Below are 13,421 nucleotides of genomic sequence, written 5' to 3'. Positions count from 1 at the left end.
CAGCCGGAAGGCAGGCCCCGCCGATGACCAGCGCAGAGCCCCTCGTTCGCGTCAGCACCGCCGACGCCGTCACCACAATCACCCTCGACTCGCCGCACAACCGCAACGCGCTCTCCACCCGCCTGATGGCCGAGCTGCACGCCGGTCTGGCGACGGCCGCCGCCGATCCGGACGTCCGCGCCGTGGTGCTCGGCCACACCGGCAAGGTGTTCTGCGCGGGCGCGGACCTCTCGGAGGCGACCGGCGCGGACCCGACGGTCGGCCCGCGCGGCCTGGTCGAGTTGCAGCGGGCGATCGTGGACTGCGCCAAACCGGTGATCGCCGTCATCGACGGGCACGTCCGGGCCGGTGGCCTGGGCCTGGTCGGCGCGGCGGACCTCGCCGTCGCCGGACCGGCCTCGACCTTCGCCTTCACCGAAGTCCGGCTCGGCCTCGCGCCCGCCGTCATCTCCCTCCCGCTGCGCCCCAAGCTGGAGCCGCGCGCCGCCTCCCGCTACTACCTCACCGGTGAGGTCTTCGACGCCGCCGAGGCCGCCCGAATCGGCCTGATCAGCAGCGCCACCGGATCCGCCGAGGAAACCGGCGTCGTGCTGAAGGGCCTGCTGGACGCGCTGCGCCAGGGCTCGCCGCAGGGCCTGGCGGAGTCGAAGCGGCTGGCCAACGCGGACGTGGTGCGCTCCTTCACACGGGACGCGGACGAGCTGGTGGAGCTGTCGGCGCGGCTGTTCGGCTCGGCGGAGGCGCAGGAGGGCATGCGGGCGTTCCTGGAGAAGCGGCCCGCGCGCTGGGTGCGCTGACGGCCGGGTGCCCGCGAGGCTCGCCGTCGCTGCGCGGGCACGAACCTTCGTCGCGGGGACAGGACACGACCGTGGTCGCGTGGGCGTGGGCGTGGGCGTGGCGTGGGCGCGGGCGCTGCGGCCGTTGCGTGAGCGCTGCGCCCGCCCCCGGCCCGTCACATCAATTGATCGTGGCGGCTTCGCGCCAGAGGTCGAGCAGGCCCTGGTCCCCGCTGGCCTCGACTCCCCGCGCCTGATCGGCAGGCAGCCGGTTCCACAGCAGCAGGTAGAGCTCGTGGGCGGGCCCGGTGAGGGTGAGGTCGGCCGGCTGGGGCCTCTCGTCGGTGGTGACGGTCGGCGTCTCCTGGGTGATCGTCAGGTGCCAGGAGGGTACGCCGTCGGTGGGCTGGATCCGGAGGGTGCGCGGCCGGTCGCTGCGCAGCGTGGCCCTGCTGCGGGTCATGAAGCCGCGCGCCAGTTCGTCGATGCCGTCGAGGGCGAGCACGGTGTCCATGGCCGGGCCGGGGATTCCGGCGGCCGAATCGGCGTCGTAGCGGTGGATGGCGGTCTCGTGCGCCTGGCGCCGGGCCCAGAACGCCAGCGGGCTGGGGGAGGGCAGGAAGGTCCAGCACTCGACATCGTCCGGGGCCTTGGTGAGCGTGTCCACCAGGGCGGCGTGGCCTTCGCGGAACCAATCGAGCAGTGCGGCGTCCGACGGCAGCGGTCCGACGGCAGCCTCCGCGTCCGCCTCGTTCAGTGGCGCCGACAAGCCCCGGGACGGGATGGCGGCGGCCCAGCGGTGGACGTAGCCGACGTGCCGCAGCAGGTCCGCCAACTGCCAGTCCGGGCAGGTCGGGACGGGGGCGGACAGCTCGGTACGGGCGGCGGCTTCGGCGAGTCGGACGCCCTCGTGGCGCAGCGCGTCGATGTGTTCGGTGATCTTCATGGGGCGGAGTCTTCCACTGCGGGCTGCCGCCGGTCGCGGATTTCGGACTTTCCTTCGGGTGCCCGGAGGTGTGCCCGGAGGTGTGCCCGGAGGTGTGGTCGGTGGTGTGCCGCTGGTGTGGTCGGTGCTTTTGGTCGCCGGGGAAGGGGTGGCTGGTGTGGCCGGTGTGATGTTGGCCGCCTGACGGCCGGGCGACTGCTACGGGCCGGTAACGTGAGCGCATGCCGATAACCCGCTCCCTCGTCTCCGCCGTTCGGGCCGGTGGTCGCCGTGCCGCAGGGCGCCTCGTTCACCGGGGTTGGCGCTGGGTGCAGCGGACCGGCGCGGTCACCAACCAGAGCCCGGGGCCGTACCGGTTCGGCGCGCTGGGGGACGGTACGACCCTGGCCTTCCCGCTCGGTGCGGTGTTCAACGAGCAGTGGATCACCATCGGGCCGTTCTCGATCATCGGTGAGCGGGTCACCATCAGCGCCGGTTTCCTGCCCGGCCTCGACCTCGGGCCGGAACCGATCGTGCGGATCGGCGGCGGCTGCGTGATCGGCCGGGACAGCCACATCGTCGGCCACCAGTCGATCGTGCTCGGTGACGACGTGTGGACCGGGCCCGGCGTCTACATCTCCGACCAGGCGCACGAGTACCGGGCCACCGACCTGCCGATCGGCAAGCAGTGGCCGCGCAACGTGCCGGTGGAGATCGGCGCGGGCAGCTGGATCGGCACCGGCGCGGTGATCCTGCCGGGCGCTCGGATCGGCCGCAACGTGGTGGTCGCGGCGGGCGCGGTGGTGCGCGGCGAGGTGCCCGACCACAGCGTTGTCGCCGGGGCGCCGGCCAAGGTGGTCCGCCGATGGACCGAGGAGGAAGGCTGGCAGCCGCCGCTGCGCCATGACGCGCCCCAGCCGGTGCCGGAGGGCGTGACGGCGGAGCAGCTGCGTGCCCTGGTCGGGTGGGACCTGAGGCTGCCGGGAGAGCAGGACTGATGATCGTTTTGTCGATCCTTTAGACGATCCCTCCGTTTTACTGACGAATCGTCGGTTATTGTGCCGCTTGCTTGACCTTGACCTTGATCGACATCGGTCGACATGGACTGGCGTTGATTGACATCGATTGACATCGATAGACCCATGGAACGGGGGACTCCCATGCGCAACCGTCTCGTCGGCGGTCTCGTCACCGCTGGACTCGTGCTGGCGGCCGGGATCGCGACCGCGCCCACCGCCTCGGCGCAGGCCTCGCAGTACTGCGGCTACACCAATGCCCAGCCCACGCTCCGCTACGGCAACACCGGTGACGCGGTGAAGCAGCTCCAGTGCGAGCTCAACCACATCACGTACTCGTCCTGGAGCACCAGGCTGGACGAGGACGGCATCTGGGGCGCCGGGACCGACAACGCCGTCTGGCGGTTCCAGCGGTGCACCGGCCTCTCGCCGGACGGCATCGTCGGCCCGCTGACCTGGGACAAGCTGAACGGTTGGGTGCTGACCCACGGCTCGATCAACTGCTGAGGCCCGGTCCGGCCTGCTGATCGGACCTTTCGCGGCACCCGTGCCGTCGTCGTCGTGACCGACGTCGGTGGTGCGGGTGCCGTGCCGTGTACGCGCTGCTTCCGCGTCCGGGGGTAGGACAGGGTGAGTCGGGTTCGGTCGGGTGGGCGAGACTGGTCGGAACTACCGGACGGGCGCAGCCTGTTCGGCCGTCCGTGCGGCTAGGGCGGCGGTGATCCGCAGGGCGTCGGCGGGGTGCGTCGGGTCCAGGCCGGTCAGGGTGGCGATGCGGCGCAGCCGGTAGTCGACGGTGTTCGGGTGCAGGTGCAGGGCGCTCGCGGTGTGCCGGCGGTTGAGGCCGCTGCCCAGGTGGGTGCGCAGGGTCGTGAGCAACTCCCCGCTGTCGGCCAGGGGTTCCAGGAGGGAGGCGAGCCGGGCGCGAGCCTGGCTGGGGCGGGTGAGCTGGTACTCCAGGAGGATGTCGTCCAGCCGGTGCAGTCCGGGCGGGCGCCCGAACGCCTGGGCGACATCGAGGACTTCGTAGGCGAGAGCGGCCGCTTGGGGTACCTCGGCGGGTGCGCCTGCGGCGGCTCCGGCGAGAACGGGCGCACCGGCCGCGCGGGCCGCTGCGGCGAGGGTGGCAGCGAGGTGCGGCCACGGGGCTTCGGCGATGGGGTCGTCGGTTGATCCCGGGGACGGGTCGAACGGGACGAGCACCAGTCCGCCCGACGGCGCGAGCGCGGTGAGCGCCAACTGCCGGGTGCGGTGGTCGAGTTCGGCTACGAGCCGACGGAGCTTGCGGCGGCCGGCGATGCCGGGGTCGACGCCGGGGGAGCGCTCGTCGGGGTGCTCGGCGACGGAGAGGCAGAGCACGGCGTAGCCGGCAGGCAGCCGGAGTCCGGCCCGGGTGGCGGCCTCGTCGGCGGGGGTGCCCGCGAGCAGTGCGGTGAGCAGGGACTGTCGCGCCGCGTAGCGACGGTCGGCGGCGGGGCGGCGCCCTTCCAGGTAGCCCGCGCCGGCGGCGGTGGAGGCCTGCCGGAGCTGGTCGAGCAGCAGCCGGTTGAGGACCAGTAGCTCGGCGGCGTCGCCATCCCGGGCGTGGCGGGTGACGAACTCCCAGCAGACCTCCAGCCCGAGGTGTTGGGCGAGCAGGACGGCGTCCAGCGGCAGGCCTTCCTCGGCGCGGCGGGCGGCGGCCTCCCGGACGGCGGTGAACTCCTCGGCCGGAGCGGGCAGTCCGGTGCGGACGGTGTGGGCGAGGGCGCGGACCCGGCGCTCGGTGTCCCGGGTGAGCTCGCCGGTGAGCTGTTCGCGGGGCAGGCGGTGGTAGACCGGCACCCGGTCCAGCAGGGCGGCGACCACGGACTCGGCCAACTCGCGGACGCCGCAGAGGAGTCGCTGATCGGCGGGCAGCCCGCCGATCACCGGGATCCGCCAACCCGGCGCCTGGGCGGAAGTGTTCGGGGGTGGGCAGTGGGGTGCGTTGTGACCGGTCACAGAGAACACCGTCCAGGTCTGGGGAACACCCAAGGGCCCGGCCGGAGGGGCGACCGCATGATGGATCCACTCGGGTTACCTGTTGGTAACAAACTTCCGCTGTGGAGGCAACAGTTGAGAACCCCACTTCTCCGCTTCTCCGCAAGTCCCTTGCGCCGGGGGCTCAGCCGCGCGGCCGGCGCCTTCGGCTCGTCCGGCTCGTCCGGCTCGTCCGGCGCGTTCGGCGCGTCCGGCGCGTTCGGTGCTTTCGGTGCTTTCGGTGCGGCCGTGCTCGCGGGGGCACTGCTCGTCGGCGCGACCACGGCTCCTGCGTACGCGGCTCCGGGCGGCCAGGCGGTCCCGGCCATCGCCACTGCTGCCGGGGCCGGTGCCCGTGCCGGGGCTGCCGCTGTTGCTGCCGCCGGCGAACTGCCGCCCGACGGCGACACGGTGGCCTCGCCGCCCGGCGCCAACGACTGGAACTGCCGACCCACCGCCGCGCACCCCGACCCGGTCGTCCTGGTGCACGGCACCTTCGCGAACCGCTACGAGAACTGGCTGGCGCTCTCCCCGCTACTGAAGAGCCTCGGGTACTGCGTCTTCGCGCTCGACTACGGGACGATCCCCGGCGTCACCTCCACCGGCAGCGGCCTGCTGCTCCCGATCGGGGGCCTCGGCGCGGTGCCGGACTCGGCCGCCCAACTCGCCCGCTTCGTCGACCTGGTGCGCAACGCGACGGGAGCGGCCAAGGTCGACATCGTCGGGCACTCGCAGGGCGGCATGCTGCCGAACTACTACCTGAAGTTCCTCGGTGGCGCGTCCAAGGTCGGCAAGCTGATCGGGCTGGCGCCCTCCAGCCACGGCACGACGCTCGACGGGATCGTCAACCTCGCGCCGTACTTCCCGGGCGTGGCGGACCTGATCTACACCGTCTGCCAGGCCTGCCGCGACCAGGCGGTGGGTTCCGACTTCAACAGGACGATGGCCTCCCGCCCGGACACCGTGCCGGGCGTCAGCTACACGGTGATCTCGACCGTGTACGACGAGGTCGTCACCCCGTGGCGGACCCAGTTCCTGAACGGTCCCGCCGTCGACAACGAGGTGCTGCAGAACCACTGCCCGGTCTCGCTCGTCGAACACGTCGCGATCGCGTTCTCGCCGACGGCGCTGCACCTGGTGACCAACGCCCTGGACCCGGCGCACGCCACGCCGGCGCTCTGCGGCTGACGGCGGCACCGGCGCTCGCGCGCTCCCGCTCCCGTTCCTGCTCGCCGATTCGGGGGCGGGAGCGCGGGCGTCCGGGCCGTCGATGGGCGGAGCTGGTCAGTGGGCGGGGCGGAAGCTGATGACGGCAGTGACGCCGCTCGGGCGCAGCTCGTACGTGCCCGGGGCGTCGAGCAACGCCGCGTCGTAGCCGGCGAGTTCGGCGTTGCCCAGGAGGGCCGATCCGGCCAGGCAGACCAGGAGGACGGTGCCCCCGGCCGGGACCTCGACGGTGGCGGGCGCGGTGACCGGGTCCACGGTGGCTTCGACCCGCCCTCGACGGGTCATCACGTTGAAGTCCACCACCGGGCCGGCCAGCAGTCGGCAGTCCGTGGTGGCGTCGCCGGAGAAGGCGAACGGCCGGTACGGCGCGTCGACCAGCTGCTCGACGCCGTCGACGGTGAGCACCATGCCGGCGCCCTCGACCAGGGTGATCACCCGGTCGATGCCGGGGAAGAGGGAGAACGGCCCGGCCGAGGCCACGTCGGCCAGGCTGACCCGCCAGTCGAACCCGTCCAGCCCGGCCCCGGTCGGGAACCCGGCGACCTCCCTGGTCACCCCGCCCCCGTTGAGCCATGCCGTCGCCGGGCGCTCGCTCGCCCGCAGTACCTGGAAGGGTGCGCTGGTCGTCATGGCCACGCATCCTGCCACTACGGGGCGGGGCCGTCGGCAGGAGGGGCGGAGGTGGACGACAGCGGACGGATAACAGCTGACAGCTGACAGATGTTGAAATCTGTCAGCTGTTATCTGTTATCCATCGCCTGTCACCTGTTGTCCGAGCGTCGCCCGACCGCCAGCGGCAGGAGCGCCGCCGCTGTGGCAGCCACCGCGACCGTGGTGAGGGCGATCGGCAGTCCGGCCGCGTCGGCGAGGAAGCCGATCACCACCGGGCCGATCAGCATCCCGCCGTACCCGAGGGACGAGGCGAGCGCCACGCCCTGCGGGCCGCCCGCCGCGCCGGCCTGGGCGATGGCGAGCGGGAAGAGGTTGGCCAACCCGAGGCCGGCCAGGACGAAGCCGCCGATCGCCAGCGGCACCACCGGTGCGAGTGCGGCCACCAGCATGCCCGCCGCGGCCGTCAGTCCGCCGGCCAGCATCAGTCGGTTCTGGCCGAGCCTTATGGACAGCCAGGTGCCGCCGACCCGTCCGCCGGCCATCGCGAACGCGTACGCGCCGTAGCCCGTGGCGGCCACCGCGGCGGTCGCGTGGACGTCGTCGGTGAGGTGGAGGGTGGTCCAGTCGGCGATCGCACCCTCGCCGTACGCGGTGCACAGAGCGGTGACGCCGAGCAGCAGCACCAGCAGCCGGACGCGTGGCCGGCCCGCGCCCGCGCCAGCCGTCCCACCGCCAGCCGTGCCAGCCGTGCCAGCCGTGCCAGCCGCGCCGGCCGTCCGGCCGCCCGCCGCACCCGCCGCCCGCTCGGGCGCGACCAGCGGCGCCGCCGGGCTCCGCAGCAGCACGATGCCCGCGCCGACGGTGACGGCCATGCCCAGCGCCCCGCTGAGCGCGAGCGTCCACGCGGTGCTCAGGGGCCCGGCCAGTAGTCCGCTGACGCCGGTGCCGACCAGTCCGCCGAAGCTGTATCCGGCGTGGAAGCTGGGCATGACGGGCCGTCGCAGCTGCGCGACCAGGTCGACGGCCGCGCTGTTCATCGCGACGTTCGCGCCGCCGTATCCGGCGCCGAACAGCAGTAGTACGCCGCCGAGCGTGGCGACGGAGTGGGCGTGCGCGGGCAGCAGAACGGCGAGGCTGAGCAGGGCGAGCGAGCCGACGGTGACCGGGCGCGAGCCGTACCGCAGGCAGAGGCGTCCGACCATGGGCATGGTGATGACGGCGCCCATGGACAGGCAGAGCAGGGCGAGTCCGAGGCCGCTGTGCGAGGCGCTGACCTGGCTGCGGACGTCCGGGATGCGGACGACCCAGGCGGCGAAGAGGAAGCCGTCGACGGCGAAGAACGCGGTGAGTGCGAGTCGTGCGGGGCCCCAGGGGCTGTCGGTCACCGGGGGTGTGCTGCGAGACTGGGGGGAGGAGTGGTCCGGGGTGGGGTGGGAACTGATTTTGTTTCGAAGCGGCACAAAGTCACAATAGGGGCGTGCAGCTCTCACCATCAAGCCCGCGGCCCGGCACCGGGAACGACCCCGACGCGCAGCGCGACGGCCATCGGCGCGCGGCCCCCGACCGCGGTCGGACGCTGCTCGGCCCCGCGCTCTCGCTGATCCACACCGGCCAGACGCCGACCCGCTCGGCGCTCACCCGCGCGCTGGACGTGACCCGGGCCACCGCCGGGGCGGTCACCGCCGAGCTGGAAGCGCTCGGCCTGATCACCGTCGACTCGCGCCCGGCCGGCGGCGGTCGCGGACGTCCCTCGCACCGACTCGCGATCGACCCGCAGGGGCCGGTCGTGGTCGCCGGGCAGATCCACGCCGACGGCCTGAGCGTCACCCTGGCCTGCCTCGGCGGACTGCTCGACCCGCCCGTCCACCTGCCGCTGCCCGCCGCCACCGACCCCGTCCGGATGCTGCGCGCCGTCGCCGAGGCGGGCGCCCGCCTCGCCCGCGCCACCGACCGCCGCTGCCTGGGCGCCGCGCTCGCGCTGCCCAACCCGGTCACCGAGCCGGACGGTGCCGCGCTCGCCGCGCTGCACTTTGCCTGGCCCAGCGGCACCCCGGTCGCCGACCTGTACGACGTCGAGGTCGGCCGCGCCGACCACGGCCCGAAGGCCCTGCGTCCGATGCCCGCCGCGATCGCCAACGACGCCAACCTCGCCGCGCTCGCCGAGTATCGGCACGGCGCCGGCCGCGGCGCCCGCCACCTGCTCTTCGTCACCTCCGGCCACCGCGGCGTCGGTGGCGCGCTGGTCATCGACGGGCATCTGCACACCGGCAGCGCCGGCCTCGCCCTGGAGGTCGGCCACCTCACCGTCGACCCGCAGGGACGGCCGTGCATGTGCGGAAACCGAGGCTGCCTCAACTCCGAGACCGACCCCGACGCACTGTTCGCCGCCGCAGGGCTCACGCCGGATCGGGGGCGCCCACTGCTCGACCAGGCGCGAGAGCTGTGCCGGGCGGCCGCCACGGACGACCGGGCGCGCGCGGCGGTGGAGCACGTCATCGACCGGCTCGGGCTCGGGCTGGCCGGCGTCGCCAACATCCTCAACCCCGACCGGGTGGTCCTCAGCGGCCTGCACCTCGACCTGCTGAAGGCCGCGCCCGAGCGGCTGCGCGCGGTGGTCGCCGAGCGCTGCCTCTGGGGACGCAGCGGCCGGGTGCCGATCGTCGGCGCGGAGCTGACGCACGGCGCGCTCGCGGGCGCGGCCGAGCTGGGGTGGGGACCGTATCTGGCGGACCCGCAGTCGGTGCCCGTCTAGGCACCTCTCCCGCGGTGATAAGCGGAAGCTGGGTCTTCGACAACGGTCACTTATCGTGACTCTCATACACTCGTAGTGAGCAGTGGGGGGTCACCGCGAGGGAGAAGCGACCATGAGCACCCAGCCCGGCACCCGGCCCGGTACCGATCGAGGCATCGAGCCGACCGTCGACGTCGACCGGTCCGACCCGGAGTACCGCGCCTGGCTGAAGGAGGCGGTGCGCAAGGTCCAGGCCGACGCCAACCGCTCCGCCGACACCCACCTCCTGCGCTTCCCGCTGCCCGCCGAGTGGGGCATCGACCTCTACCTCAAGGACGAGTCCACCCACCCGACCGGCTCGCTCAAGCACCGGCTGGCCCGCTCGCTCTTCCTCTACGGGCTCTGCAACGGCTGGATCCGCCCCGGCAAGCCGGTGATCGAGGCCTCCAGCGGCTCCACCGCCGTCTCGGAGGCGTACTTCGCCCAGCTCATCGGGGTGCCGTTCATCGCCGTCATGGCCAAGAGCACCAGCCAGGCCAAGATCGACCTGATCGAGTTCCACGGCGGCGAGTGCCACCTGGTCGAACGCTCGGACGAGGTGTACGAGGCCTCCGCGCGGCTCGCCGAGGAGACCGGCGGGCACTACATGGACCAGTTCACCTACGCCGAGCGGGCCACCGACTGGCGCGGCAACAACAACATCGCCGAGTCGGTCTTCGCGCAGCTGCGCCTGGAGCCGCACCCCGAGCCGGCCTGGATCGTCGCCACCGCCGGGACCGGCGGCACCTCGGCGACCATCGCCCGGTACGTGCACTACATGCAGTACGACACCCGGATCTGCGTCGCGGACCCGGAGAACTCCTGCTTCTTCGACGGCTGGGTGAACCACGACCCGGACGCCGTCTGCGGGAGCGGCTCGCGGATCGAGGGCATCGGGCGCCCCCGGATGGAACCGAGCTTCGTCCCGGGGGCGGTCGACCGGATGATGAAGGTGCCGGACGCCGCGTCGATCGCCGCCGTGCGGGTGCTGGAGCAGGTGCTCGGCAAGAAGGCCGGCGCCTCCACGGGCACCGGCCTCTGGAGCGCGCTGCGGATCGTGGCGGAGATGCGCGCGGACGGGCGGACGGGCAGCGTCGTCGGCCTGATCTGCGATCCGGGAGACCGCTACCTGGACAAGTACTACTCGGACGACTGGCTGGCCGGTGAGCGGATCGACATCGCGCCGTACCGGGCCGCGCTGGAGTCCTTCCTCGCCGGCGGCCCGTGGAAGGGCTGACGCCGCAGCCGGTCCGACGTCCCGTCAGACGGCTCGCCCAGCGCCCCGGTCGCCGCTCCGGTCGCCGCCGCCTCGCCGTGCGGCCACTCGGGCAGGCCGAAACCGGAGACGACGCTCTCCGGCGCCACCAGGTAGCTGGCGCCGACGTAGCCGATGCCCACGGCGACCAGCACGTCAGCGTGTCGGCGATCAGCGTACGGGCGCGGGTGGCAGCGGCGCCGATGGAACTGCTGGTGCGGCGGCTGCTGGGCTACGGGCTGGCGCCACCCGCGAGTCCCCCGACCGGACCCTACGGCAGCGGAACAGTCGGCAGATCCGCCGGGACGAGCAGCTGGAGTTCCTCGGTGGACGGGTCGGTGAGGTGGGCGATCCGTACCGCGTGCCGCTCGATCATGGTCTCGAAGACCTGTCGCGCGGTGCGCCCGTTGCCGAAGTTGGGCCCGCGATCGAGCCGCCCGAAGTGCTCCAGCAGCGCGTGCTCCGTCTCCTCCGAGAGCGCGTACTCGTGCTCCGCGCACTGTGCCCGGGCGATCTCCAGCAGCTCGTCCGCCGTGTAGTCCGGAAAGCTGATGGTGCGTGAGAAACGGGACGAGACACCGGGGTTGGCGGAGAGGAAGCGCTCCATCTCGGCGGTGTAGCCCGCCACGATGACGACCACTTCGTCCCGGTGGTCCTCCATCAGCTTGACCAGGGTGTCGATCGCCTCGCGCCCGAAGTCCCGAGCGCCGTCCTCCGGAGCGAGCGCGTACGCCTCGTCGATGAAGAGGACTCCGCCGCGCGCCCGGTCGAAGGCGGCCGCGGTGCGGATCGCGGTGGAACCGATGTGCTCGCCGACCAGGTCGACCCGGGCCACCTCGACCAGGTGCCCGCGCTGGAGCACCCCGAGCGAGGCGAGGATCTCGCCGTACAGCCGGGCGACGGTGGTCTTGCCGGTGCCGGGGGCGCCGGTGAAGGCCAGATGGCGGCGCAACGAGGGGGCTTTGAGCCCGGCTTGGCGGCGCCGCCGGCCGACCGAGATCAGGTCGATCAGGGTGCGCACTTCCTGCTTCACCGTAGCCAGTCCGACCAGGGAGTCCAGTTCGGCGAGCGCCTCGTCGGCCGGTCGGCAGTCGGGGATCGGTGAGATCGCCGCCGAAGCCGTCACCGGCGGTGCCAACAGCTGTCCCACGGTGGCGAGTTGGGGCGTCCGGGGCGCCGGTACGTCCGCACCGCCGTACGGAGAGCCAGGTCCGGACCCGCGCCCCGGGCCAAGCCCCAGCCCCGCTCCGCCACCCGGACCCGCCAGACCCGCCGGCCCCGCCGGAGCGACCGCCTGCGGCGCCGCCCCCACGTCGTCCGAGGTGCACCCCTCCGCGACCGGCCCCGGCTCGGAGAACTCGAATCCGGCCCGTTCGTTCTGCTCCGCCCGGCACCGGATGAGCTGCGTGCGGCAGCCGTCGATGATGTGGAAGCCGAAGCCCTTGCCGTGCGATACCCGGCAGTCCTCGAAGGTGCCCCGCCCCTGCGCCGAGATGTAGACCCCGGCGTCCGTACTGGCCCGGACGGTGCAGTCGCGCAGCACCGGGTCGGCGCCCTTGGTGACGATCACCCCGGTCGCGACGTCGGAGATCTCGCAGTCGGTGAGCAGCCCGCCGCTGCCGTGGTCGCGGAACCAGAGCCCCGTTCCGGCCTCCTGCACCCGGCAGGCGGCGAGGGAGACGGTGGCCCCGCCGCTGACCGAGACCGCCGAGCTGCGGATCCGGCTGAACGAGCAGCCCTCGGCGGTGGCGGCGGAGTCCCGGTCGAGGACGAACAGGGCGTCCGGCAGGTCGTGCAGCGAGCAGTCGGTGAGGGTGAGCCGGGCGCCGTCGCTGACCCACAGCGCCGGGTACTCGCCGGTCGAGCTGTGGATCTGGCAGGACTCGGCGACGGCCTCGGTGCCTTGGTCCCAGACCGACAGGGCGCCGCGCCCGAAGTCCCGGACGGTGGTGTTCGCGAGCCTGAGCCGGGCTCGTCCGCGCAGGTCCGCGCCGTTCTCCGGCAGGTCGTGCACCCGGCAGCCGGTGAGTACCAACTCGGCCTCGCCGTCGAGGGTCAGGCCGTTGCCGGTGACCCGGTGGATCTCGCAGTCGACCAGCCGCCCGCCGGCCTGGGCCTCCGCCTGGACGCCGCTGCCGCGGATCTCGTAGATCTCGCAGCCGGACAGTTCGGCCGCGCTGCCGGGGTCGGAGAGGAGCACGCCGGCGCCGGAGGCGTGGTGGATGCGGCAGCGGTCGAGGACGGCGGTCGCGCCGCCGAGGACGGCGAGCCCGGCCTGCCCGGCGGCGGCGACCTCGCAGTCCTCGAAGGCGGCGGCGGTGCCTTCGCCGCGCAGCCGCAGCCCGAGTCCGCCCGGGTTGGCGATGACGCAGCCGCGCAGGGTGGGCCGGGCGCCGGCGGTGATCTCGATCCCGCTGGCCGAACGGGTCTCGATCCGGCAGCCGTTGAACGAGGGCGTCGCCTGGGCGCCGGTGACCAGGACGGCCGGGGAGGAGCTTTCGCCGCCCTCCACGACCAGATCGCGGACGGTCGCGGCGGCGGTGACGGTGATCGCGACCCCGGACGGCGGTTCGATCCGCACGGTGCCGGGGCCCTGGGCCGGGACGATCGTCACCGGCTTGTCCAGCAGCACGTTCTCCCGGAAGGTGCCGGGTCGGACGGTCACGGTGTCGCCCGGTTCGGCGGCCGCCAGGGCTTCCGCGAGCGTGTCGTACTCTCCCGCGCGGCGACGCCAGCGGGATGCGCTGTCCTGGGTGACCCGGACCCTGTGCTCAGCCATGACGGTCTGTCGTCCCCACCTTCGTCGAGCCGGCGATCATCGGGCCGAACGCGCTACGGT

Annotated in this window: 11 protein-coding genes; 6 read left to right on the top strand and 5 right to left on the bottom strand. The window is 73.2% G+C overall.

What is annotated here, in order from left to right:
* Positions 1 to 23 precede the first annotated feature (23 nt).
* Positions 24 to 797 carry an enoyl-CoA hydratase family protein gene (locus AC0B61_RS32360; protein WP_471745306.1) on the top strand — a complete coding sequence of 258 codons (774 nt, stop codon included), beginning with the start codon at positions 24 to 26 and terminating at the stop codon, positions 795 to 797.
* 160 nt (positions 798 to 957) lie between these two features.
* Here AC0B61_RS32360 and AC0B61_RS32355 read toward each other — a convergent pair whose 3' ends face one another.
* Positions 958 to 1,722 carry a maleylpyruvate isomerase family mycothiol-dependent enzyme gene (locus AC0B61_RS32355; RefSeq protein ID WP_471745304.1) on the bottom strand — a complete coding sequence of 255 codons (765 nt, stop codon included), beginning with the start codon at positions 1,720 to 1,722 and terminating at the stop codon, positions 958 to 960.
* 221 nt (positions 1,723 to 1,943) lie between these two features.
* Here AC0B61_RS32355 and AC0B61_RS32350 point away from each other — a divergent pair, with 221 nt between their 5' ends.
* Together AC0B61_RS32350 and AC0B61_RS32345 are read left to right on the top strand one after the other, a co-directional pair.
* On the top strand, positions 1,944 to 2,699 hold the full coding sequence (locus AC0B61_RS32350; protein WP_471745302.1) for an acyltransferase: 756 nt from the start codon (positions 1,944 to 1,946) through the stop codon (positions 2,697 to 2,699).
* A gap of 162 nt (positions 2,700 to 2,861) precedes the next feature.
* Positions 2,862 to 3,224 (top strand): peptidoglycan-binding domain-containing protein, encoded by a 363-nt coding sequence (locus tag AC0B61_RS32345; protein ID WP_471745300.1) that lies wholly within the window; start codon positions 2,862 to 2,864, stop codon positions 3,222 to 3,224.
* A 162-nt stretch (positions 3,225 to 3,386) separates the two neighbouring features.
* On the opposite strand, the gene AC0B61_RS32340 is transcribed toward AC0B61_RS32345, so the two are convergent.
* Positions 3,387 to 4,700 (bottom strand): PucR family transcriptional regulator, encoded by a 1,314-nt coding sequence (locus AC0B61_RS32340; RefSeq protein ID WP_471745298.1) that lies wholly within the window; start codon positions 4,698 to 4,700, stop codon positions 3,387 to 3,389.
* A 345-nt stretch (positions 4,701 to 5,045) separates the two neighbouring features.
* On the opposite strand from AC0B61_RS32340, the gene AC0B61_RS32335 reads away from it, so the two are divergent.
* Positions 5,046 to 5,906, top strand: a complete 861-nt coding sequence (locus AC0B61_RS32335) for an esterase/lipase family protein (protein WP_471745335.1) — start codon at positions 5,046 to 5,048, stop codon at positions 5,904 to 5,906.
* Positions 5,907 to 6,002: 96 nt separating this feature from the next.
* On the opposite strand, the gene AC0B61_RS32330 is transcribed toward AC0B61_RS32335, so the two are convergent.
* Positions 6,003 to 6,575, bottom strand: a complete 573-nt coding sequence (locus tag AC0B61_RS32330; protein WP_471745296.1) for a HutD/Ves family protein — start codon at positions 6,573 to 6,575, stop codon at positions 6,003 to 6,005.
* Between the two features lie 131 nt (positions 6,576 to 6,706).
* Complete coding sequence (locus tag AC0B61_RS32325) at positions 6,707 to 8,017, bottom strand: MFS transporter (protein ID WP_471745294.1); 1,311 nt, start codon at positions 8,015 to 8,017, stop codon at positions 6,707 to 6,709.
* Between the two features lie 17 nt (positions 8,018 to 8,034).
* On the opposite strand from AC0B61_RS32325, the gene AC0B61_RS32320 reads away from it, so the two are divergent.
* Together AC0B61_RS32320 and AC0B61_RS32315 are read left to right on the top strand one after the other, a co-directional pair.
* Positions 8,035 to 9,309: an ROK family protein gene (locus AC0B61_RS32320; RefSeq protein ID WP_471745292.1), complete on the top strand. Its 1,275-nt coding sequence runs from the start codon at positions 8,035 to 8,037 to the stop codon at positions 9,307 to 9,309.
* A gap of 112 nt (positions 9,310 to 9,421) precedes the next feature.
* Positions 9,422 to 10,564 (top strand): PLP-dependent cysteine synthase family protein, encoded by a 1,143-nt coding sequence (locus AC0B61_RS32315; protein ID WP_471745290.1) that lies wholly within the window; start codon positions 9,422 to 9,424, stop codon positions 10,562 to 10,564.
* Between the two features lie 289 nt (positions 10,565 to 10,853).
* On the opposite strand, the gene AC0B61_RS32310 is transcribed toward AC0B61_RS32315, so the two are convergent.
* The gene (locus tag AC0B61_RS32310) at positions 10,854 to 13,361 is read right to left on the bottom strand and encodes a right-handed parallel beta-helix repeat-containing protein (RefSeq protein ID WP_471745288.1); all 2,508 of its coding nucleotides are present in this window, start codon (positions 13,359 to 13,361) and stop codon (positions 10,854 to 10,856) included.
* Positions 13,362 to 13,421 lie beyond the last annotated feature (60 nt).

The organism is Kitasatospora sp. NPDC023385 (assembly GCF_055664045.1).
This window is presented reverse-complemented; position numbering and strand designations above follow the sequence as displayed.

Excerpts from the sequence above, each read along its gene's own strand:
- AC0B61_RS32355 (WP_471745304.1), bottom strand. The coding sequence starts at position 1,722 with ATGAAGATCACCGAACACATCGACGCGCTGCGCCACGAGGGCGTCCGA.
- AC0B61_RS32350 (WP_471745302.1), top strand. The coding sequence starts at position 1,944 with ATGCCGATAACCCGCTCCCTCGTCTCCGCCGTTCGGGCCGGTGGTCGC.
- AC0B61_RS32315 (WP_471745290.1), top strand. The coding sequence starts at position 9,422 with ATGAGCACCCAGCCCGGCACCCGGCCCGGTACCGATCGAGGCATCGAG.
- AC0B61_RS32360 (WP_471745306.1), top strand. The coding sequence starts at position 24 with ATGACCAGCGCAGAGCCCCTCGTTCGCGTCAGCACCGCCGACGCCGTC.
- AC0B61_RS32310 (WP_471745288.1), bottom strand. The coding sequence starts at position 13,361 with ATGGCTGAGCACAGGGTCCGGGTCACCCAGGACAGCGCATCCCGCTGG.
- AC0B61_RS32330 (WP_471745296.1), bottom strand. The coding sequence starts at position 6,575 with ATGACGACCAGCGCACCCTTCCAGGTACTGCGGGCGAGCGAGCGCCCG.
- AC0B61_RS32345 (WP_471745300.1), top strand. The coding sequence starts at position 2,862 with ATGCGCAACCGTCTCGTCGGCGGTCTCGTCACCGCTGGACTCGTGCTG.